We start from the raw sequence: 20,458 nt of genomic DNA on the forward strand, positions 1-20,458 counted from the left end.
CTTATGGATTTCAATTTTATTAGTAAAGCATTTCTAGCCACCTTAGGTGGTGTTCCAGTGACCCTTCTGATCATGGTCGTATCGATTCTTTTGAGTTTCTTTCCAGCCCTCTTTTTGGCACTCGGTCAGATTTATAAGGTCAAAGGTGTTCGCAGTTTCTCAGTGGTTTACTTAGCCTTTATCCGCGCGACGCCTCCGATTCTCTTGATTCTCTTCTTTTATAGTCTCTTTCCCAGCCTCTTAAATAGCTTTTTTAAGAGTATTGGCAGTCACTTTAATGTCTTTGAGATCAATCCCATTTACTATGCCTTTATCATCTTTAGCTTGATGACAACGGGGAGTCTTGCTGAAATTCTACGGTCAGCCATTCTGACTGTGGATAAGGGTCAGCTAGAAGCAGCGCAAGCCATTGGTTTGACCAATCGCCAAGCCTATATCCGCATTGTTTTTCCACAAGCTCTGCGTTCAGCCCTACCCAATCTGTGTAACCTGGTCATCAACTTGGTCAAAGGAACCTCCCTTGTCTTTGTCATGACCATCAAGGATATCACCGCCATTGCCAAGGTCGAAGCCTCTTATGGTTATCAATATTTTGAATCCTATCTCGTGATTTTTATTCTTTATATTGTCATTTGTGGGGTGATTCAGTGGGGATTCAATCTCTTAGAAAAACGCCTGACACTCGCATAGAAGAAGGAGAAATAAGAAGATGTTAGAAGTAGAACACGTATCGAAAAAATTTAAGGACCACCAAGTCCTGGTAGATGTTAATCTCAAGGTCAACCAAGGGGATGTCGTCGTTATTTTGGGTCCATCTGGATCAGGAAAAACAACTTTCCTTCGTTGCCTCAACCACTTGGAAAAGGCGGATACAGGTCACTTAACCCTAGGTGGAAAAGCATATGACCTCTCAAAACTCAGCAAAAAGGAAATTTTAGAAATTCGTCAAAAGACAGCCTTTGTCTTCCAGCATTACAATCTATTTGCCAACAAAACAGCACTTGAAAATATCTTAGAAGGCCTGGTTGTAGCTCGTAAGATTCCAAAAGAAGAAGCCATCCAACGGGCGGAATCCGCCCTTGAAAAAGTCGGTCTCCTCGCTTACAAGGATTACTATCCTTCTCAATTATCAGGTGGTCAGCAGCAACGGATCGGAATCGCACGTGCCATTGCAGTGAAACCAGATGTGATCTTGCTGGACGAACCGACTTCAGCGCTAGACCCAGAATTGGTTGGGGATGTCTTAGATGTCATGAAACAGCTAGCCCAAGAAGGAGTGACCATGGTTGTCGTAACGCATGAGATGGGCTTTGCGCGTGATGTGGCCAACCACGTTATCTTTATGGATGGCGGACACATCATCGAAGAAAATGAACCCCATGAATTCTTTAATAGTCCAAAGGAAGAGCGAACCAAACAATTCCTTTCACGGATTTTATCCGACGCCACTTATAGTGTCGAATACATGATTTAACAAGAGGCACACCTATATAGGGTGTGTTTTTTGGATTCTGGAAAAAATTTAAAAATTAGCTCATTTTTTAAAAATCATTACGAATAATATAAGTGAGAGGGAAATATGACTGATAAAAAACAACGATTTGTACTACTATTCTTACTGACTTTGTTTCTAGGAGGTTGCAGTCTTTTTACGGATAAAGCTGCTGAGAGAAGAGAAATGATTCAGATTGCAGAAAGCACGAAAATGGAGCGAGCGATAAGACACTTGTTAATCAGTATCGATCCGAAAGCTTTCACTTCAGAAGGAGTCATTCACTCCTATACCCTGATAAAAGGTGAATTGGAATACAATCCAATGGGAGGGATGAATGTTTATCTCGTGATCAATGGCGATAAAAAGTTAACGATCGATACGACTATTCAAATGGAAGATTCAGGACAGTTCGAAGCAGGTAGTTACGGTATTTCAGCAAAATTAGATGATCTGTTAAGTAAAGCAGAAGAGACTGGGAAATAAATTCATAGTGGAGTCATTCATGGAAGCATCAAAGGAAAATATGAGAACTAAAATAATAGGGACGTTATGGTTATTGCTAACCACTTTGTGCCTAGGAGGATGTAGTCTTACTACCGGACGATCAGAGCAACGAAGAGAAATGCTAGAGATTGCAGAGAGTAAGCAATCAAAAAGAGTTCTCGAAAATATATTGAGACAAGAAGATCCCAATGCCTTGACAGCGGAGGGGATTGTGAAGTCATATAAAATTAATATCCACCGGCTGAGATCTCATCCCATGGGAGGTTTGACGATAGAAATGATGGTTAATGAGGATGAGAATTTAACCATTACGACAACCTTAACCCAAGAGTCTGATGGTCATATGGAACAGAATGGAGTAGTCATTTCAGGGGAATTATCCAAGAAATTAGTAAACGATAAATAAGGAATTGCAAGAGAATGAAAAAAAGATACAGTATGACCGTAATCATGATTCTGTCAGGGCTATTTCTAGGAGGATGCAGTCTTATTACCGGACAAGCTACAAAGAAACAAGAAATGATTCAGATCGCAGAGAGCAAGAAGATGAAAGTGGCGATTGAGAATATGTTAAAAAAATTAGATCCAAAAGCACTTACACCAGAAGGAAAAATTAAAACGTATAAAATTTCTAAAGATGATTTAGATTATAATCCAATGGGAGGACTATTAGTAAAAATAGTCATAAATAATGATGATAAGTTAGTTTTGAGCACAACTATACAAGAAGATGCTACTACAGGGAAATATGAAGAGACCTATTTTGGGAAAACAGAGGAGTTAAGTGATTTATTAACCAACAATTAAAATAGGTAACCAGAAACATTTTCTGAATCAAAGCTGGTATGTTACATCAATAGTTAGTGCTTGTAACCTTTTGGCAATGTTTTTTAACAAAAGTAACATTTCAGACGTTGATGGAATTTTGTATAATAAATTTTAAGAAAACTAGAAAAAGAAACGGGAAGAAATGAAAAAAAGTAAATTTATTGTGTTGATAATGGTAGTATTTAGCCTGAGCTTAGGAGGCTGTAGCTTTTTTAATGGACAATCTGCAAAAAAACAAGAAATGATTCAAATCGCAGAGAGTAAGCAAATGAAAGTGGCGATTGAAAAATATTTAAAAAAACAGGATCCAGAGGCATTAACTCCAAATGGGAAAATAAAGACTTATAGGATTTTAAAAGACAAATTAAAATATAACCCAATGGGAGGACTGATTCTAGAGGTAGTCATTAACAATGATGATACATTAATAATCAATATGACAGTTCAAGAGGAAGATTCTGGGGAATATACCGTTGCAGCGTCTGGGATGCCAAAAAAGTTAACGAGACTAATAAGAGGAGAAAGTGATGGTCATTAATTCTAATTTTTCGGATCTTCAACATCAGAAAACATCCTTATTGGAATATCAACCGTTAGAAATGGGTCAAGATTATTCTATTAACGATGGAGATGATTATATTGGTAACTTAGCTCACATCTATGATAGTGTAAATGGCAATGAAGAACAGGTCTTTGTACTAACGGATAGTGGCAAGGGGGTTGAACAAGATCCAGTCCCCTATTCTGCTTCTGATGAAGATCGCGCCCAAATCCATGATGTGACAGTTTTGATGAAGGGATCTGAAACTGAAATAAGTACACAAAAATTACTCCATGATACATTTACAGATTGGGTAGGGACAGATTTGCCAGCAGCTTCCAATATTTTGAACCCTGGTGGTGCAAGCGAGTATGCAACAGAATATGCGAAGAATTATGCGCGAGATAAGGCTAAAAATGGTTTTAACAATGCTGTAGAAGCTTTTGAAGATGCAATTATTCCTACATCTGTTAATCTTCCACCGGAGGCCACTCCCTTAGGTAGGTTCATACAAAAAGCGATGGACAATCCTGTCAGCAATTTCATACAGGAAAAAGCATCAGATGCGGTCGGCTTTTTTGCAGAAAGAACAGCCGAAGAACAGGTTAAATTTCCTGCTTTAATGGGAGCTGCTTTTTTAAAAAAATACAATGATGAAAACGGTACTTTCCCGCCTCCGCAGTTTAAAGATGCTGCAGCTCATTTGAAAGAGGTGATCCGAAAATACCCCAATGCCAAGATCGATCTATACGGTCACTCTCTGGGGTCTATGAATATTCAGTATGCGCTTGCCTGTTTGACGGAAGAGGAAGCTTCTCATATTGGGACTGTCCATCTATACAATGGCCCTAATGCCTATCCTATTTTAACACCCGAGCAAAAAGCGCGTATAGATTCGCTGAAGTACAAAATTTACAACCACATTGACCATAAAGATTTGGTTAGCTTGGGCTATCAGGATTCTGGAAGCAAGGAATCCAGTGGGATTGTCAAGCACCTCAAAACTAAAAATTTGATAAATACTGGCCTGCAGCACATGATGCATGGTTATATCTATGATAAGGATGGGAATTTGGTTCTTGAAAAGGGAACGGAAGCCATCACTCGCAAGGAAATCATTGAAGAGCGGATGAAGGTTTACTATCGCCTAAAGGATAAATTACAAAAAACAGGTGGTGGACTGAGTTCAAGTGAACAAATCTATCTCGATGCCTTGCAGGCACGCTTGGCTTCTGATGAGCTGATTCGAGTAGTGGATGAAGGGCTGGAGCAAGCTCAGAAATCTAAGGCACGACTGGATACAGATTTAGAAGCTTTGGAGAAAGTATTACAGACCGTTCCGAAAGGCTTCATTCTCAATCTTTCCGAAGTAGAAGAGGCCTATGCACAGGCTGGTGCAACAAGGCAAACAGTTGTCACTCAAGTAAGAGAAAGGTTCGACAATCGTTTGGCTGCATATCAGTCCTTATCGAATGAATTTCATGCTTTAAACGAGCAAGTGAATACAGGAATTGAGCTCTTAAAAGCAAAAGATCAAAAAATAGCAGGAGAAATGAACCAGTGGGAACAACTAGCTTATTAATTTCATCTACTCTTTCAAAAAAGGAAAAGAAACTAGATCACTTGGAAAGAGAGTTCCAAAAAGCGCGCTTGGAGCTAGATGAAAAGCGTTGCCTAGTGGAAAGAAAACAGCAGCTCTTCACCCAGATGCTGGAAGAAGAGTATGCGATGGCAGCTTCCTTTTTACAACAGCAGGAGATTGATAGCAGTTGTGAATGGGAGTCCCTCCATCGCTGTATCGAAGAGTATGATCTCGAAGCTAGAGAAGCTGCACAAGTAGCCTTAAAACAGATCGAAATCGAGGAAGAGAATTTATGGCAATCCTACCGGAAAGATAGACGCCAACTGGAAGAGGAGTTTGCACAAGATAAAGTTTCATAGTATAGAAGAGGAGGAAGTATGGGTGATAGTCCAGTCAAAGATTTCTTTGATTTAGATATGAAAGATAAGATGAGGATCATCGAAAGCCGAAAGAAACTTGAAAAAGATTTAATCCGTGTTGTCTATGCGCCCATTTTATTGGCCTGCAAGGCAGGAGTTGAGAAACGTTACAATGATGGATTGACTGCGATTACAACAGTAGCTGAAGAAGACGTCCAGGTAGTTGGAAAACAACTGGATCAGTCCATGGTGGGTCAATTTGCTAAAAACGTACAGACGGTTATTCAAGAAAAAGCTGGTAAATTTAAATCTATCTAGCCAAGAACTTCTATTTAAATATAGAATCTGGAGTGACTCCAGATTTTTTTAATAAATTTAAAAAATTATGTAAAAAAGTGTTGACAAAGAATTCAGTCTGCGTTATAATAATTTATGTAAACAAAAAGAGGTTGAAAAACCTACTGGTTTACAAGATCAATAGTGGAAAGGAGATGGTGATATGCTATTTCCAGAATTAAGACAACTAATTGATAAAAGGAAAAATAGAAACTGTTAGCCTGTAGGGCTATTATTATATAAATGAATTTAAATTATGTAAACAATCAAACAGCAGCCAATTGGTCTGCTAATTTTCAAGAATGAATTAAAATTATGTAAATTAGAGGTATACAATATGAACAACAACTTTAACAATATGGATGATCTTTTCAATCAACTAATGGGAAACATGGGTGGTTTTCGTTCTGAAAGCCGTCGCTACATGATCAACGGTCGTGAAGTGACACCAGAAGAATTCGCTATTTACCGCCAAACTGGTCAACTTCCAAATGAAGGAAGCGAGCAAGTGCAACACCATCAAGGTAAAGGAATGAAACAAGATGGGATCCTTGCAAAACTTGGTCGCAACTTGACCGAAGAAGCTCGTGAAGGAAAATTGGATCCGGTCATCGGACGTAATAAAGAAATTCAAGAAACTGCTGAAATCTTGTCTCGTCGTACCAAGAACAACCCTGTCCTTGTAGGGGATGCCGGTGTTGGTAAAACAGCAGTTGTAGAAGGTTTGGCACAAGCTATTGTGAACGGGGATGTTCCAGCTGCTATCAAGAATAAAGAAATCATCTCGATTGATATTTCTGGTCTAGAAGCTGGTACGCAATACCGTGGTAGCTTTGAAGAAAATATTCAAAATCTGATCCAAGAAGTCAAAGCTATGGGAAATGTTATTCTCTTCTTTGATGAAATCCATCAAATCCTTGGTGCAGGTAGCACAGGTGATGGTCAAGGCTCTAAAGGTCTTGCGGATATCATCAAACCTGCTCTTTCACGTGGGGAATTGACAGTCATTGGTGCAACGACTCAAGATGAATACCGTAACACTATCTTGAAGAATGCAGCTCTTGCTCGTCGTTTCAACGAAGTGAAAGTCAATGCTCCATCAGCTGAAGATACTTTCAAGATTCTCCAAGGGATCCGTGATCTTTATGAAAAACACCACAATGTCATCTTGCCAGATGAAGTTTTGAAAGCAGCAGTTGATTATTCTATCCAATACATTCCACAACGTAGCTTGCCTGATAAGGCCATTGACTTGGTCGATGTAACAGCTGCTCACTTGGCGGCTCAACATCCAGTAACAGATGTCCATGCTGTGGAACATGAAATTGAAGAAGAAAAAACCAAACAAGAAGAAGCTGCGGCTAAAGAAGATTACGAAGCAGCTTTGAAAGCAAAAGTTCGTATCGAAGAGCTTGAAAAGAAAATTGAAAACCATACAGAAGACCATAAGGTAACTGCAACAATCAACGATGTGGCTGAATCAGTAGAACGGATGACGGGTATCCCAGTGTCTCAAATGGGTGCAACTGATATCGAACGTTTGAAAGATATGGGTCACCGTTTGCAAACCAAGGTTATCGGTCAAGATAAAGCCGTTGAAGCAGTGGCACGTGCCATCCGTCGTAACCGTGCAGGATTTGACGAAGGGAACCGTCCAATCGGTAGCTTCCTCTTTGTAGGTCCTACTGGTGTCGGTAAGACTGAATTGGCTAAACAATTGGCTCTTGATATGTTCGGAACCAAAGATGCGATCATCCGTTTGGACATGTCAGAATATAGCGACCGCACAGCCGTTTCTAAATTGATTGGTACAACTGCTGGTTATGTTGGTTACGATGACAATAGCAATACTTTGACAGAACGTGTTCGCCGTAACCCTTACTCAATCGTCCTTCTCGATGAAATTGAAAAGGCAGATCCTCAAGTGATCACCCTTCTCCTTCAAGTCTTGGATGATGGTCGTTTGACAGATGGTCAAGGGAACACGGTCAACTTCAAGAACACTGTGATTATCGCCACTTCAAACGCTGGCTTTGGTTACGAAGCTAACTTGACAGAAGATGCGGATAAACCAGAACTCATGGATCGTTTGAAACCTTACTTCCGTCCAGAATTCTTGAACCGTTTCAACGCTGTCATTGAATTCTCACACTTGAGCAAGGAAGACCTTTCTAAGATTGTTGATTTGATGTTGGTAGATGTCAATAAGACCCTTTCTAAGAAAGAAATCGACTTGGCAGTGAGCGATGCAGCTAAAGAATATATGACTGAAGAAGGTTATGATGAAGTGATGGGTGTTCGTCCACTCCGTCGGGTAGTTGAACAACAAATCCGTGACAAAGTCACAGACTTCCACTTGGATAACTTGGATGCCAAACATCTCGAAGCAGACATGGAAGATGGTGTCCTTGTGATCAGAGAAAAAGACACAAAGAAGGAAGAAAACACTGATAAACAAGCAGACTAAGGCGAATTAGTTTGTGAAAAATAGAGACTGCTATCATATAGCAGTCTTTATTTTTTCTTCCCACCTGGGGGAAATTATTCGCCGTATGAGGCGAAAAATACCCTATTTGGGCTAAAAAAACATCAATAATTAGTGAAATTAATCCAATTTGAGCAAAATTATTAATAAATAAAGAAAATAAGTATATAATCTATACAAGAATAAAATTTGAGGAATGGAAGTAAGATGAGCAATACAATTGATATCTACTCAACTCCCGAATACAGAAAAGTGGAAGCCGTTGTTCAACTGATGGTTGACGGTCGCTTGACGAGCTATCGTGTCGCAACTGAAACAAACATCAGCAAAATGAGCCTAGCGACTTTGACGAAGGGAACGAGTAAAATCAAAAATATTACCTATCAAACGGCTTTGGCCTTGATTGATTGGTATGATGAGAATCATGAAAAGTATGGCATTACGATTGACTAGTCAGTAGCCCACTTTTCGTGGTTTTTTTCTTTTTCATCAAAACTTGCCTCCTCTCTGAGACTGAGGTCTGATTTTGCTTGAAGAGGATGGGGAAACTTGAAAAGACGGGCGAAATTTGATATAGTATAGCATATATGAAAATTAAAGGAGAAACATATGCAAGGCGGAAGTTTGCTAATTATGCTCGTTCTTATGGTCGGTTTGATGTACTTCATGAGCCGTAGCCAAAAGAAACAGTACCAAAAACGGATGGAAAGTTTGAATAAACTTCAAAAAGGAAATGAAGTCATCACGATTGGTGGCTTGTACGGAACCATCGATGAAGTCGATACAGATCGCAAGACCGTTGTCTTGGATGTTGATGGTGTCTACCTGACCTTTGAATTGGGAGCGATCAAAACAGTTCTTCCTGTATCAGAAGGAATCTCAGCTACTGCTACAGAAGGCGCTAGCTCAGATGCCGATTCAGCCATCGAAGAATAATCATCAAAGAAGAGGCAAAGGCCTCTTTTTTGGTGGGCAAATAGGACGATGTGATGAAGGAAAGCCTTGCTGGTTCAAAAAAGAGGCCAGAGTCCCTATTTTATGGGGATTTATGGTATAATGAAGCGATAAATATTGAAATAGGTAGAAAAACATGTTTCGTTTTAAGAAAAAAGAAAAAATCGAGATACCTTTAGAAGTCCCGAAACACATTGGGATCATTATGGATGGCAATGGTCGCTGGGCGAAAAAGCGGATGCAACCGCGCGTCTTCGGTCATAAGGCGGGGATGGAAGCTCTCCAAGAAGTGACGATTGCAGCAAAAAATATGGGGGTTCAGGTCTTGACGGTCTATGCCTTTTCTACGGAAAACTGGACACGCCCTGAAGATGAAGTCAAGTTCATTATGCACTTGCCGGTCGAGTTTTATGATCATTTCGTCCCCGAATTGCATCGCAACAATGTCAAGATTCAAATGATCGGTGATACCAAGAAATTACCAAAAGAAACGCTGGAGGCTTTGGAAAGAGCAGAAGCAATGACCCATCTCAATACAGGCTTGATCCTGAATTTCGCACTCAATTATGGTGGACGTGCTGAGATCACTCAGGCCGTGAAGCAGATCGCCCAAGAAGTCTTGGATGCGAAGTTCAGTCCAGAAGATATCACAGAAGAGATGATCGCAGATTCTCTCTATACCGAGAGTTTGCCACGCGTCCTAAGGGATCCAGATTTGATTATTCGTACCAGCGGAGAGATCCGTTTGAGTAATTTCCTTCCTTGGCAGGCTGCTTATAGTGAGTTGTATTTCACAGATGTGATGTGGCCAGATTTTGGAGAGGAAGCACTACGAAGTGCCATAGTAGAATATAGCCATCGCCATCGGAGATTTGGTGGTGTTTAGGAGAAGATGATGACGAAAGATTTACAAAAACGTGTGATTTTTGGAGGAATTGCCCTGCTCTTTTTCATTCCAACAGTAATGGTTGGAGGGGTGTTCTTCCAGATTGTGATTGGCTTGATCGCCATGCTAGGGGTTCATGAATTGCTCAAGATGAAGGGACTTGAGACAGCGACCTTTGAAGGAGCGCTAGCCATGTTAGCGGCCTTCGTCCTGACTTTGCCGATTGAGGACTACCTCCCTTACCTTCCAGCAGATGGCAATATGATTGCCTATGGTTTGGTTGTCTTGATTCTCATGGGGACAACTGTTCTTGCTCAGAATTACAATTATGAAGATGTAGTCTATCCCATTGCGTCTAGCTTTTATGTTGGACTTGGTTTCCATTCCTTAGTAGATGCGCGTATCGCTGGAATCGACAAAGTTCTGCTAGCTCTCTTTATTGTCTGGGCTACAGATTCAGGTGCTTACCTGGTCGGAAGTCAATTTGGGAAACGCAAGCTCATGCCTGCAGTCTCGCCGAATAAAACGATAGAAGGCAGTCTTGGCGGAATCTTGTCTGCAGTTGCGGTAACCGTGATCTTTATGATTGTGGATCGCTCTGTGGCAGGTGGACATGGTTTTCTTGCTATGATTTTCTTCACCATCCTCTTTAGTATTGCAGGTCAGTTTGGAGATCTGGTAGAGAGTGCGATTAAACGCCACTTCGGTGTAAAAGATTCTGGAAAATTTATTCCAGGACACGGCGGTGTCCTAGACCGCTTTGATAGTTTGATTTTTGTCTTTCCCTTGATGCATTTCTTGGGCTTGTTCTAAGACAGAAGAGATAGAAAGGAAACCACATATAGAACGATGCAGTTTATTGCCTTTATTGTTATTTTTGGAGTGATCGTTCTCGTTCACGAGTTTGGTCATTTCTATTTTGCAAAAAAATCGGGCATCCTGGTGCGAGAATTCTCGATCGGGATGGGTCCAAAGATCTTTGCCCATATTGGTAAAGATGGAACAGCTTATACCATTCGCATCCTGCCTTTAGGTGGCTATGTGCGTATGGCTGGCTGGGGTGAGGATACAACTGAGATTAAAACCGGAACGCCTGTCAGCTTGACGCTAAATGAGGCTGGGAAGGTCGTCCGGATTAATCTTTCAGGAAAGAATCTGGATCAGACAGCCCTTCCCATGAATGTGACCCAGTTTGACTTCGAAGACAAACTGGAGATTACGGGCTTGGTTCTCGATGAGACAAAGACCTATAGTGTCGATCATGATGCGACTATTGTTGAGGAAGATGGGACAGAAGTGCGGATTGCACCGAGAGATGTTCAGTATCAGAATGCCAGCATTTGGGGACGGTTGATCACCAACTTTGCGGGTCCTATGAACAACTTTATCCTTAGTATTGTCGTCTACTCACTTTTAGCCTTTATGCGCGGTGGTGCGATTGACTACTACAGCAACAACGTTCAGGTGGCACCCGATGGGGCGCTGGCTAAGGTTGGTGTTAAAAGTAATGTTCAGATCCTTCAAGTTAACAACGATACCGTCAGCAACTGGGATGAGTTGACAGATGCTGTCGAAAAAGCAACCAAGGATAGCAAGACAGCTCCTGAATTGACCCTGAAGGTCAAAGCAGACGGCCAAGAAAAAGAAGTCAAAGTGAAGCCAACCAAGTCAGGGAATCGTTATTATCTGGGTGTGACAAACGGCCTCAAGACGGGATTTGTGGATAAACTCTTGTCTGGTTTTACAGATACCTGGAATACAGCGACACGGATTTTGGGAGCTTTGAAAGATATCATTTTCCACTTTAGTCTCAATAAACTGGGTGGTCCGGTCGCTATCTACAATGCCAGCTCACAAGCTGCTCAATTAGGGATTCCGGCAGTCTTGTCTCTTATGGCCATGCTCTCTATTAATATTGGGATCTTCAATCTAATCCCGATTCCGGCTTTGGATGGCGGGAAAATCTTGATCAATTTGATCGAGGTCGTCCGGAGAAAGCCACTGAAACAAGAAGTAGAAACCTATATGACGCTTGCAGGTGTAGCTGTAATGGTTATTTTGATGATTGCTGTCACCTGGAATGATATTATGAAATTATTTTTGAAATAGAAAAGGATATTGTCCATGAAACAAAGTAAAATGTTGATTCCAACGCTTCGCGAAATGCCAAGCGATGCTCAAGTCATTAGCCATGCTTTGATGTTGCGTGCAGGTTATGTTCGCCAAGTCTCAGCTGGTGTCTATTCTTATCTGCCATTAGCAAATCGAGTGATTGAAAAAGCAAAAGGCATCATGCGCCAAGAATTTGAAAAAATTGGAGCAGTAGAAATGCTAGCTCCAGCCCTTTTGAGTGCGGATCTCTGGCGTGAATCTGGTCGTTACGAAACTTACGGGGAAGACCTTTATAAGTTGAAAAACCGTGAAGGCTCTGACTTTATCTTGGGTCCAACTCACGAAGAAACCTTTACCGCTATTGTGCGCGACTCAGTAAAATCTTACAAACAATTGCCGTTGAATCTCTACCAAATTCAACCAAAATACCGCGATGAAAAACGCCCACGGAACGGTCTTCTTCGGACCCGTGAATTCATCATGAAAGATGGTTACAGTTTCCATGCCAACTACGATAGCTTGGACGTTACTTATGATGAATACAAGGCAGCTTATGAGCGGATCTTCACACGCAGTGGCATCGACTACAAAGCCATCATCGGTGATGGTGGTGCCATGGGTGGAAAAGATAGCCAAGAGTTTATGGCTGTTACGCCTGCTCGTACGGACTTGGACCGTTGGGTTGTTTTAGACAAATCAGTAGCTTCCTTTGATGAGATCCCAGCAGAAGTTCAAGAAGAAATCAAAGCAGAATTGCTCAAATGGATGGTTTCTGGGGAAGATACTATTGCCTATTCAAGTGAATCAACCTATGCTGCGAACTTGGAAATGGCTACTAACGAATACAAGCCTAGTAACCGTGTCGTAGCAGAAGAAGAAGTGAAACGCGTGGAAACACCAGGTGTCAAATCGATTGATGAAGTAGCTGCATTCTTGGATGTTCCAGAAGAAGCTACTATCAAGACTTTAGTTTACATCGCAGATGGTGAGCCAGTTGTAGCCCTTCTTGTAGGTAATGATCAGCTCAATGAAGTGAAGTTGAAAAACCACCTCGGCGCAGACTTCTTTGAACCTGCAACCGAAGTGGAAGTGAAAGAATTATTAGGAGCTGATTTTGGCTCTCTCGGTCCAGTTGATCTTCCTGAAAATGTTAAGATTATCGCAGACCGCAAGGTCCAAGACAGCCGCAATGCAGTAGTCGGTGCCAATGAAACAGGCTACCACTTGACTGGTGTCAACCCAGGACGTGACTTTACTGCAGAATACGTCGATATCCGTGAAGTTCGTGAAGGCGAAATCTCACCAGATGGGAAAGGGGTCTTGAACTTTGCACGTGGGATCGAAATCGGTCACATTTTCAAACTCGGCACACGCTACTCCGCTAGCATGGGAGCAGATGTCTTGGACGAAAACGGTCGTGCAGTTCCAATCATCATGGGCTGCTACGGAATCGGTGTCAGCCGTCTTCTTTCAGCCGTTATGGAGCAACATGCTCGCCTCTTTGTCAATAAGACTCCAAAAGGGGAGTACCGTTACGCTTGGGGAATTAACTTCCCTAAAGAATTGGCGCCATTTGATGTGCATTTGATTCCAGTCAATGTCAAAGATGAAGCAAGCCTTGCTTTGACCGATCGGATCGAAGAAGCCTTGGTGAATAAAGGCTACGAAGTCTTGGTGGATGACCGAAATGAACGCGCTGGTGTCAAATTCAGCGATAGTGATTTGATTGGGCTTCCAATCCGCGTAACAGTTGGTAAAAAAGCAGCTGAAGGCATCGTAGAAGTGAAAATCAAAGCGACAGGAGATACCATCGAAGTTCATGCGGACAATCTCCTTGAAACCCTTTCAATCTTGAACAAATAAGAAAAAGCTTTCTGAGCTCTCACCAGTGTGGTGATGAAACTCAGGAAGCTCTTTTTATTTTTCTTCTTTGAGGCCTTGATCTTTGAAATAGGTAAAGAGATCTTGAGGTTTGCCTTTGAGGTATTTCAACATGGTAGTGTTGGTTTCTTCCCCTTGATCAGCCAGTAATTTCACAAAATCTTCCTTTTTCATTTGAGTAAAATCAACATGCATAACGTTTGTATAGGTCTGTTTATCATCAGCGATTTTGATGCTTGTGTTGATTCCAGCTTGTCCGTTAACACCGTGTTTGGAATTTGCTTTATCAGCTTCTTCTTGATAGACTTCCTTCAATTCAGCGACATCTGATTTTTGCATATCTTCCGGTATTGGTGCAACTCCCATGATGGTCATGGAAACAATCTCATCATTCTTGTAGCCAATTTGAATTTTGTTTTGGTGGTGATCGCCGAGGTCGCTAACAAAGGTCTTGGTTTGGACTTGCTCCTTTTTGGTTTGAGTGGCTTCTTGCTTGGAAGAAGCGGCAGTAGTTCCTTTGCCTTGTTGGCCTTGGCTACAAGCGGTAAGAGCTAGTAGACAGACAGAGGCAAGTAGAAATTTTTTCATATATACTCCTTATAGGTTAATGGTGTTCGATCTTGTATGAAACAAGTTTTGAACAGGTTTCATTATACCATAAAAGTTTTAAAAATGAAAAAATATACAAAAATCTTCAAAATTTGCTTTTAAAAACACCTAAAATCAACAATTTTTATCTATGTGTTGAGTTAATATAAAAGGACAGAGTGTCTTCTTTTCTTCTCAGAAATAATACTAGTTGGAGACTACTGGGGCAAGGAATTCAGAAAATATATTACATATTTATGACAAAATGTTACACAATTGTAACAAAGTTACAATATTTTATCAGTTAGCCCTCTAAACTTGACATTCTGGCAATATTTCATTAAGATATTTTTAAGTAAATAATACAAACAGGGAGAAAAAGGTAAAATATACAGTTATCTGGCATTTTACTAATTCGTACTAAAATGTATTGTTTATGAAAAAAATATAAGGGTATCAGCCCAAAAGGAGAAAAATATGGCTCAAATTAAATTAACTCCAGAAGACCTACGTGCTTCAGCACAACGTTATGCACAAGGTTCTCAAGAAATCGATCAAATCCTTACTACTTTGACTCATGAACAACAAGTCATCGACGCAAACTGGGATGGATCTGCATTTGATAGCTTTGAAGCACAATTCAACGAATTGTCTCCAAAAATCAAACAATTCGCTCAATTGTTGGAAGACATCAACGGTCAATTGATCAAAGTTGCTGATATCGTTGAACAAACTGACCAAGATATCGCTGCACAAATCCACTAAGATAGTCTTGGAGGTGATCTTACTTCTTGTAGGTAGATCACCCTTTTGTCTTTTGATATATAGAAAATAGGGGTTAGATTCTTAATTCCTAACCCCTATTTTGTATCTATGAATTAGAAAAAGGAAAAGGTATGGAAGTTAAAAATAAAAAATGGTTAAAATACATCGGTCAGAGTGCGGTTGTGCTCCTTTTGATGGGATCTGTCGTGGGTCTTTATACGACGGTTCAAAAGGACCAAAAGCAAAACGAAGCCAAGACCGTGCAAACGACAGAAAACACCAAGCTCAACATTGCGGTTGTCAATGAAGACAAGGCGGTCAAACTGAATGATAAAGAATACAACCTTGGGGCTAGCTATGTAAAGAATATCGAACGGGATAATTCGCAAAACTGGTCTGTACTCCCTCGTGGAGCTGCTGAGTCAGGGCTTGCAGATGGCAAGTACCAGTTGATGATTGTCATTCCAAGTGACTTCTCAGAGAAGGTCTTGGAAGTGAACGCGGTTAATGCAGAGAAGACAACGGTGACGTATAAGGTCAATGCGGCTGGAAATTCTCAGGTTGAGAACGAGGCCAATAAAGTCGCTAAAGATATCGTTTCAGACTTGAATAGCCAGTTGGTTGATATGTATATGGTCAGCATTTTGAGCAACCTTTATACAGCTCAGAAGAACGTGGAAACAAGTAACAAAATTCAATCTACCAACATTGGTTCTTACCGGAGCAACTTGCTAGATTCAGCCTTGGATTCCAAGAATATCTTCCCAAGTCTCTATAGCTTGTCTACGTCATCTGTTGAGTCGAACAATGCCTTGAAGACAGTCCTTGAGTCTTATACACAGGCTTTTGATCAATTGACCCAATCTCAGGATCAGTACGGTCAAAACTTCGACACATTGATCAAGCAACGCTCTGAGGATAAGATCAGCCATGAAGAGTTCATGAACCAGCTGATGTCCATGAACCAGTCTGTTGTCAGTGAAAAGACCCAAGAGTTGTATAAGAATCTACAACAAAACCAAGAAGCAATTACCAAACAATTGAGTCAACCAACTGAAACAGAAGGAGATTCTTCAGGGACCAAGACCTATGCAGGCTTGACAAAAGATGTGAATGATCGTGTGGCAGACCTCGAAAAAGGGATCAAGGCAGAACGCGACAAATTAGATGAGCACGAAAAGAACATCGAGTCTACTGTAAAAGCGAAGATCCTTGACTACTATGGTCTAAAAGAAGGAGACAAAGTCACTCTTCGTACCTTGCTTGGAAAGACGAGTATCAAGACATTAAGTGAAGCACGTAATAAAGCGGATGAAGATATTCGTAAAGCAATTGAAAAACTTCCGTCTTTAGATCCTGCTAGTCTGAATTTGAATAAGTATGGGAATTTCAACGCAGCGATTGATTTTGATAGTGCTTTTGCTGGAACGAAGGCGCAAGCAAAAGGGAATGCCGATGAATTAAAACGATTGGCTGCTGAAGTGGATGCCAAATTAACGGCAGTTGCGGATGTCCTTAATGCTAAATCTGGGAAACAGAAAGTCAGTATTCATGTCCCTGCAGGAGTCAAGGTTGATACTTGGACCTATGATGGACAGACTTATGCAGGCAGTGGTGAGCAGGAAGTCGAACTGAAAGATGGCAAACAAATTCAAATTCACCTTGTTGAAGATGGAGGAGCTATGCCGAGCGCGATTGATGTTGAAGTCCTTGTGAATGGGGTTTCTTCAACCAGTGTGACCGTATCTGCAGAAGATTTGAAAACAGCTGTCGCTAACTATGCATCGAAAGCTAGTGAAATCGCCTTGGATTATCAACGCGCAGGAGCATTGATCGATGCCTACTATCCAAAAGATGAAAAGGAAAATCGTCATTCGCTCTATGATCCGATCGAAGATATGGATTTGACAGATGCTTTGGTCGATGTCGTGAAGGCTGCCGTTTCAAGTAATATGAAGGACTACCGTAAGAGTATTGAAACGGATGAATCTGGGGATGCAACGAAGAGTGTGAAAGCCCAGTTAGATGGTACACTCCAACAGTTGCAAGTCTTGGGACCAGAATTACAGGCTAACCTTACAGCAATCGAAAATACCAACAAAGATCTAACCCAAAACATCAATGATCAATTGACGCAGTATGCAGACCTTCAAAAACGCTTAGAGGCTATCTCAACTGCACAAGCAACCGTTACCGAAGCTCAAACCAAGACGGATGCAGACTTGTCTGCTCTTGGTTCTGAATACACTTCCTTATTGAGCTCGACAGAAGGTGTTAAGAGTTCATCTCGTAGCAATGTGGAAGCTGCTAACTCTACCAATGAAATCTTTAGCCAATTGAACAAAGAATTGGAAAAAGCCCAAGGCAATACAGAGAAATTGTCTAGCAATGCGGAAAGTTTGATGGGTGAATTCGACAAGGAATTGTCTGAAAATGGGAACTTCGTCGAAGCCTTCCGTAAGGTCTTCAACAATGCCTATGAAAACGGAGTACCGAATGAAGTCTTGCTTGACTTCTTGTCAAACCCAGTTGCAGAAAAATCTTCTTCTGTGAAAGCGACCATCAACGTCTACCGTCCATTTATCTGGATCTTTATGTTGGAAGTCTTGAGCCTCTTTACAGCTTATCTCTTTGCGACTCAGCCAATCATCCGTAAGGTTAAGGATCGTTTCAAATTGGATCGTTTGCAAGAATCAGATCTCTTGTCTGTTGGTGTCCTTGTGGGACTCTCTCTCATCCTTGGACTGGTGATCGGAATGATTTCAAGTATTCAACTCTCTGTTGGTCGTGAATATGTACCTTCTTGGGTATTCTTAGCGGTTCTAGCAAGCTTTGTCTTGGTACAACTGCAATACCTTCTCTTGAAACACTTCCGTGTGATTGGAATGGGACTGGCCTTCTTCATGTTGATCAGCTATGTCTACCTATCAAGTGCGATCGGAACGACCGCGACCTTGTCAGGCCTTCCAGCACTGGTGAAAAATGTCAACCTCCTTTCTATTTTAGAAGGACAGTTTGCGGGTTACTTTGATGGACAAACAGCCGGTATCGGCGTCTTCTTCGGATTGTTAGTCTTCTTCGGACTTTTGGCCCTTGCAAATATCTTCGTTCCAAAGAAGTTTACTCAAACAAAGGAAATTGAATCAAGCTTATGAAAAAAATGATGTATCTTCTCTTTGTCTTAAGTCTCTTGCCAGCGGTTGTTGTTTCTGCAGATGATTTTATTGATAATCGTCTGCAGGTCAACAACTCACGTCTTGAGACCGAGCAGGAAAAGACACTTGGGGGCCAATTGGATGCGACTGAGTCTCTTTTCAATGAGAAGGATCAGAAAAAATTAGCAGATGAAAAACGCAAGCAAGAGAAACAATTGACCGATTCAGACGGCCAGTTGTTTTCTGCTATAAAGGGAAAGAAAAAAACGGGGCCTGAAGCGGACCTGTTCCAGCCTGAAAATCAAAAATTATCTAAATTCGAGTCCAATGTGGAGGACAATTCGGCCAGCTTGTCGGATTTTATTCCAGCCTTGCAAATGCTGGCTTGGAGTGCTCTTCTCTTTGGGATTGCTGGCTATATTTCCTATCGAATCTATAGAAAAGAGGCCTAAATGGACCAACATATCAATGTCACCTTCCGTATGAATGGTGCAAGCCATGACCTCCGAATCCCAACGCGGATGGAGGTGCGACGCTTGATTCGGGAATTGGATCAGATCTTTGGGTCTGCCATGGAACCTAGAAGCAAGTATCAGTTGCGCGTGGTAAATAAAGGCATCTTGCTAGATGAAGGCAAGGTGGTACAAGAGTATCCGATCACGAGTGGTGATCTGATCGAGATTGAGGAGTGGTAAGGTGAAAGAAGAACAATTTACACTGGAAGAACAAGTCTTCCGTTTTGAAAAAGAAGAAACGAGCTGGCGGCTGGACCTCAAGCGTTCAGAAGTGGATAGCCAGGATTTACGCAATTTATGGATTTTGGATCTCCATCATCCCTTGTTTTTAGAGCAAAGCATGACAGCGGATCAAGACCAGATTCATCTGACCTATCAAACAGATGCTCTAGGCTTGAGTGCTGAAGAAATCCAAGAATTACCAGTATCAGACCGTCTGCGTCTAGCCATTAATGTCTTAGATTTGGCGCCGGCCTTGGAGCTTCCAGTGACCTTTATGTTGCATCCTATCAATTTGTTTGTGACCAAGGATGCGCAAGTCAAGATCGCTTACCGCGGGGTTCCGGGAATGATGGTGCCACGCAAGTGGGATCAGGTTGAATTCTTGCGTCAGGCCAAGTGTTATGCCGTCACTCTTTTTGGGGACTGGGACTTCATGGAACTCTATCAAGGCACACTTGAATTAGAAGATCTGCCAGATTTCTTGGTGGAAATCCGTGATGCCGCTAGCTTAGAAGAGATGAAAGGTCTCTTAGAGAAAGCTTATCAAGAACGCAAGGAAGAGGAAGAAAAGACCTTGACCTTGGTTTCAAGCCGTCAACACCGAATCTTTAAGTTGGCAACAGTTTGGCTTTCAGCTGTAGTGGCTCTCTTACTCTTGCCTTTGATCTATTTGGTCTTTTTCCAAGCACCCTTTAAAGAAAAGTTGCTTCAAGCGGATACAGCCTACCTCAAGGTAGACTATACCGGTGTGATCGATGAGTTGGAAGGAGTGGCTCCAAGTAGTCTTCCAATGACACAGAAATATGAGTTGGCGACGTCTTACTTGCAAGGCTTGAATTTCTCAGAGGACCAAAAGAAGGTCATCCTTAACAACGTCACGCTCAAGTCAGACAGCCTCTATCTCCACTACTGGATCTATATCGGACGTCATGACTTTACCCAAGCGCTGGATACAGCCAAGCGGATCGACGATTCAGACTTGATCATCTATGCCCTTCGTAAAGAAATCAAGGCGACACGTGATAGCGAAAAACTCTCTGGTGAACAGCGCGAGAAGAAACTCTCTGAGCTAGAGGGCGAATACAAGAAATACTGGGATGCCCGCTCTAAACTCTTGGAAGCAGAGACAGATGAAACCAAAGCTTCCACTAGCAGCTCAACAACGGCTTCGTCTACAGAAGGTTCCTCAACAGAAAGCTCGTCTTCTACAACTGCAAGCTCGACTGAGTCTAGCGACCACAAGGAGTAGT

Annotated in this window: 22 protein-coding genes; 21 read left to right on the top strand and 1 reads right to left on the bottom strand. The window is 41.6% G+C overall.

The genetic code is table 11. The features are described from left to right. Window positions 1–3: 3 nt before the first annotated feature. The 16 genes from HMPREF2686_RS01365 (at window position 4) to HMPREF2686_RS01440 (ending at window position 13,945) form a co-directional block, all read left to right on the top strand. Complete coding sequence (locus HMPREF2686_RS01365; RefSeq protein ID WP_049474426.1) at window positions 4–690, top strand: amino acid ABC transporter permease; 687 nt, start codon at window positions 4–6, stop codon at window positions 688–690. Window positions 691–709: 19 nt separating this feature from the next. Then, complete coding sequence (locus tag HMPREF2686_RS01370) at window positions 710–1,474, top strand: amino acid ABC transporter ATP-binding protein (protein ID WP_070448946.1); 765 nt, start codon at window positions 710–712, stop codon at window positions 1,472–1,474. A gap of 105 nt (window positions 1,475–1,579) precedes the next feature. Next, complete coding sequence (locus tag HMPREF2686_RS01375) at window positions 1,580–1,978, top strand: DUF1310 family protein (protein ID WP_070448947.1); 399 nt, start codon at window positions 1,580–1,582, stop codon at window positions 1,976–1,978. Between the two features lie 19 nt (window positions 1,979–1,997). After that, complete coding sequence (locus tag HMPREF2686_RS01380; protein ID WP_024056359.1) at window positions 1,998–2,405, top strand: DUF1310 family protein; 408 nt, start codon at window positions 1,998–2,000, stop codon at window positions 2,403–2,405. A 14-nt stretch (window positions 2,406–2,419) separates the two neighbouring features. Then, a complete protein-coding gene (locus HMPREF2686_RS01385) occupies window positions 2,420–2,806 on the top strand; it encodes a DUF1310 family protein (RefSeq protein WP_024056358.1) in 387 nt (128 codons plus the stop codon). Window positions 2,807–2,969: 163 nt separating this feature from the next. Then, entirely contained in the window at window positions 2,970–3,365 is a 396-nt protein-coding gene (locus HMPREF2686_RS01390) for a DUF1310 family protein (protein ID WP_024056357.1), read from the top strand. Beyond that, window positions 3,355–4,950, top strand: a complete 1,596-nt coding sequence (locus HMPREF2686_RS01395; protein WP_070448949.1) for an alpha/beta hydrolase family protein — start codon at window positions 3,355–3,357, stop codon at window positions 4,948–4,950. The genes HMPREF2686_RS01390 and HMPREF2686_RS01395 overlap by 11 nt, the downstream gene beginning before the upstream one ends. Beyond that, a complete protein-coding gene (locus HMPREF2686_RS01400) occupies window positions 4,929–5,309 on the top strand; it encodes a hypothetical protein (RefSeq protein ID WP_024056354.1) in 381 nt (126 codons plus the stop codon). The genes HMPREF2686_RS01395 and HMPREF2686_RS01400 overlap by 22 nt, the downstream gene beginning before the upstream one ends. 18 nt (window positions 5,310–5,327) lie before the next feature. Beyond that, complete coding sequence (locus HMPREF2686_RS01405) at window positions 5,328–5,627, top strand: hypothetical protein (RefSeq protein WP_024056353.1); 300 nt, start codon at window positions 5,328–5,330, stop codon at window positions 5,625–5,627. A 355-nt stretch (window positions 5,628–5,982) separates the two neighbouring features. Then, window positions 5,983–8,112, top strand: a complete 2,130-nt coding sequence (locus tag HMPREF2686_RS01410; RefSeq protein WP_023919529.1) for an AAA family ATPase — start codon at window positions 5,983–5,985, stop codon at window positions 8,110–8,112. Between the two features lie 225 nt (window positions 8,113–8,337). Further along, window positions 8,338–8,583, top strand: a complete 246-nt coding sequence (locus tag HMPREF2686_RS01415) for a hypothetical protein (protein WP_003009969.1) — start codon at window positions 8,338–8,340, stop codon at window positions 8,581–8,583. Window positions 8,584–8,739: 156 nt separating this feature from the next. After that, complete coding sequence (yajC, locus tag HMPREF2686_RS01420; RefSeq protein ID WP_003004444.1) at window positions 8,740–9,066, top strand: preprotein translocase subunit YajC; 327 nt, start codon at window positions 8,740–8,742, stop codon at window positions 9,064–9,066. Between the two features lie 154 nt (window positions 9,067–9,220). Further along, window positions 9,221–9,970 carry an isoprenyl transferase gene (locus tag HMPREF2686_RS01425; protein ID WP_024054624.1) on the top strand — a complete coding sequence of 250 codons (750 nt, stop codon included), beginning with the start codon at window positions 9,221–9,223 and terminating at the stop codon, window positions 9,968–9,970. A gap of 9 nt (window positions 9,971–9,979) precedes the next feature. Then, window positions 9,980–10,783 carry a phosphatidate cytidylyltransferase gene (locus tag HMPREF2686_RS01430; protein ID WP_024054625.1) on the top strand — a complete coding sequence of 268 codons (804 nt, stop codon included), beginning with the start codon at window positions 9,980–9,982 and terminating at the stop codon, window positions 10,781–10,783. 36 nt (window positions 10,784–10,819) lie between these two features. Further along, window positions 10,820–12,079 (top strand): RIP metalloprotease RseP, encoded by a 1,260-nt coding sequence (gene rseP, locus HMPREF2686_RS01435; protein WP_024054626.1) that lies wholly within the window; start codon window positions 10,820–10,822, stop codon window positions 12,077–12,079. A 15-nt stretch (window positions 12,080–12,094) separates the two neighbouring features. Continuing rightward, complete coding sequence (locus HMPREF2686_RS01440; protein WP_021154372.1) at window positions 12,095–13,945, top strand: proline--tRNA ligase; 1,851 nt, start codon at window positions 12,095–12,097, stop codon at window positions 13,943–13,945. Window positions 13,946–13,999: 54 nt separating this feature from the next. On the opposite strand, the gene HMPREF2686_RS01445 is transcribed toward HMPREF2686_RS01440, so the two are convergent. Beyond that, complete coding sequence (locus HMPREF2686_RS01445; protein ID WP_061455703.1) at window positions 14,000–14,551, bottom strand: hypothetical protein; 552 nt, start codon at window positions 14,549–14,551, stop codon at window positions 14,000–14,002. Window positions 14,552–15,028: 477 nt separating this feature from the next. On the opposite strand from HMPREF2686_RS01445, the gene HMPREF2686_RS01450 reads away from it, so the two are divergent. From HMPREF2686_RS01450 to essB, 5 genes are all read left to right on the top strand, one after another. Further along, the gene (locus HMPREF2686_RS01450; protein WP_003016069.1) at window positions 15,029–15,316 is read left to right on the top strand and encodes a WXG100 family type VII secretion target; all 288 of its coding nucleotides are present in this window, start codon (window positions 15,029–15,031) and stop codon (window positions 15,314–15,316) included. Between the two features lie 131 nt (window positions 15,317–15,447). Continuing rightward, window positions 15,448–18,471: a type VII secretion protein EsaA gene (gene esaA / locus HMPREF2686_RS01455; RefSeq protein ID WP_070448951.1), complete on the top strand. Its 3,024-nt coding sequence runs from the start codon at window positions 15,448–15,450 to the stop codon at window positions 18,469–18,471. Further along, window positions 18,468–18,923, top strand: coding sequence for a type VII secretion protein EssA (gene essA, locus HMPREF2686_RS01460; protein WP_024054630.1), 456 nt, complete (start codon window positions 18,468–18,470; stop codon window positions 18,921–18,923). The genes esaA and essA overlap by 4 nt, the downstream gene beginning before the upstream one ends. Continuing rightward, on the top strand, window positions 18,924–19,166 hold the full coding sequence (locus HMPREF2686_RS01465; protein WP_003013697.1) for an EsaB/YukD family protein: 243 nt from the start codon (window positions 18,924–18,926) through the stop codon (window positions 19,164–19,166). Between the two features lies 1 nt (window position 19,167). Beyond that, window positions 19,168–20,457 (top strand): type VII secretion protein EssB, encoded by a 1,290-nt coding sequence (essB, locus tag HMPREF2686_RS01470; RefSeq protein WP_070448953.1) that lies wholly within the window; start codon window positions 19,168–19,170, stop codon window positions 20,455–20,457. The last annotated feature ends 1 nt before the right edge of the window (window position 20,458 follow it).

The organism is Streptococcus sp. HMSC057G03 (genome assembly GCF_001808745.1).
Taxonomy (GTDB): domain Bacteria; phylum Bacillota; class Bacilli; order Lactobacillales; family Streptococcaceae; genus Streptococcus; species Streptococcus parasanguinis_Z.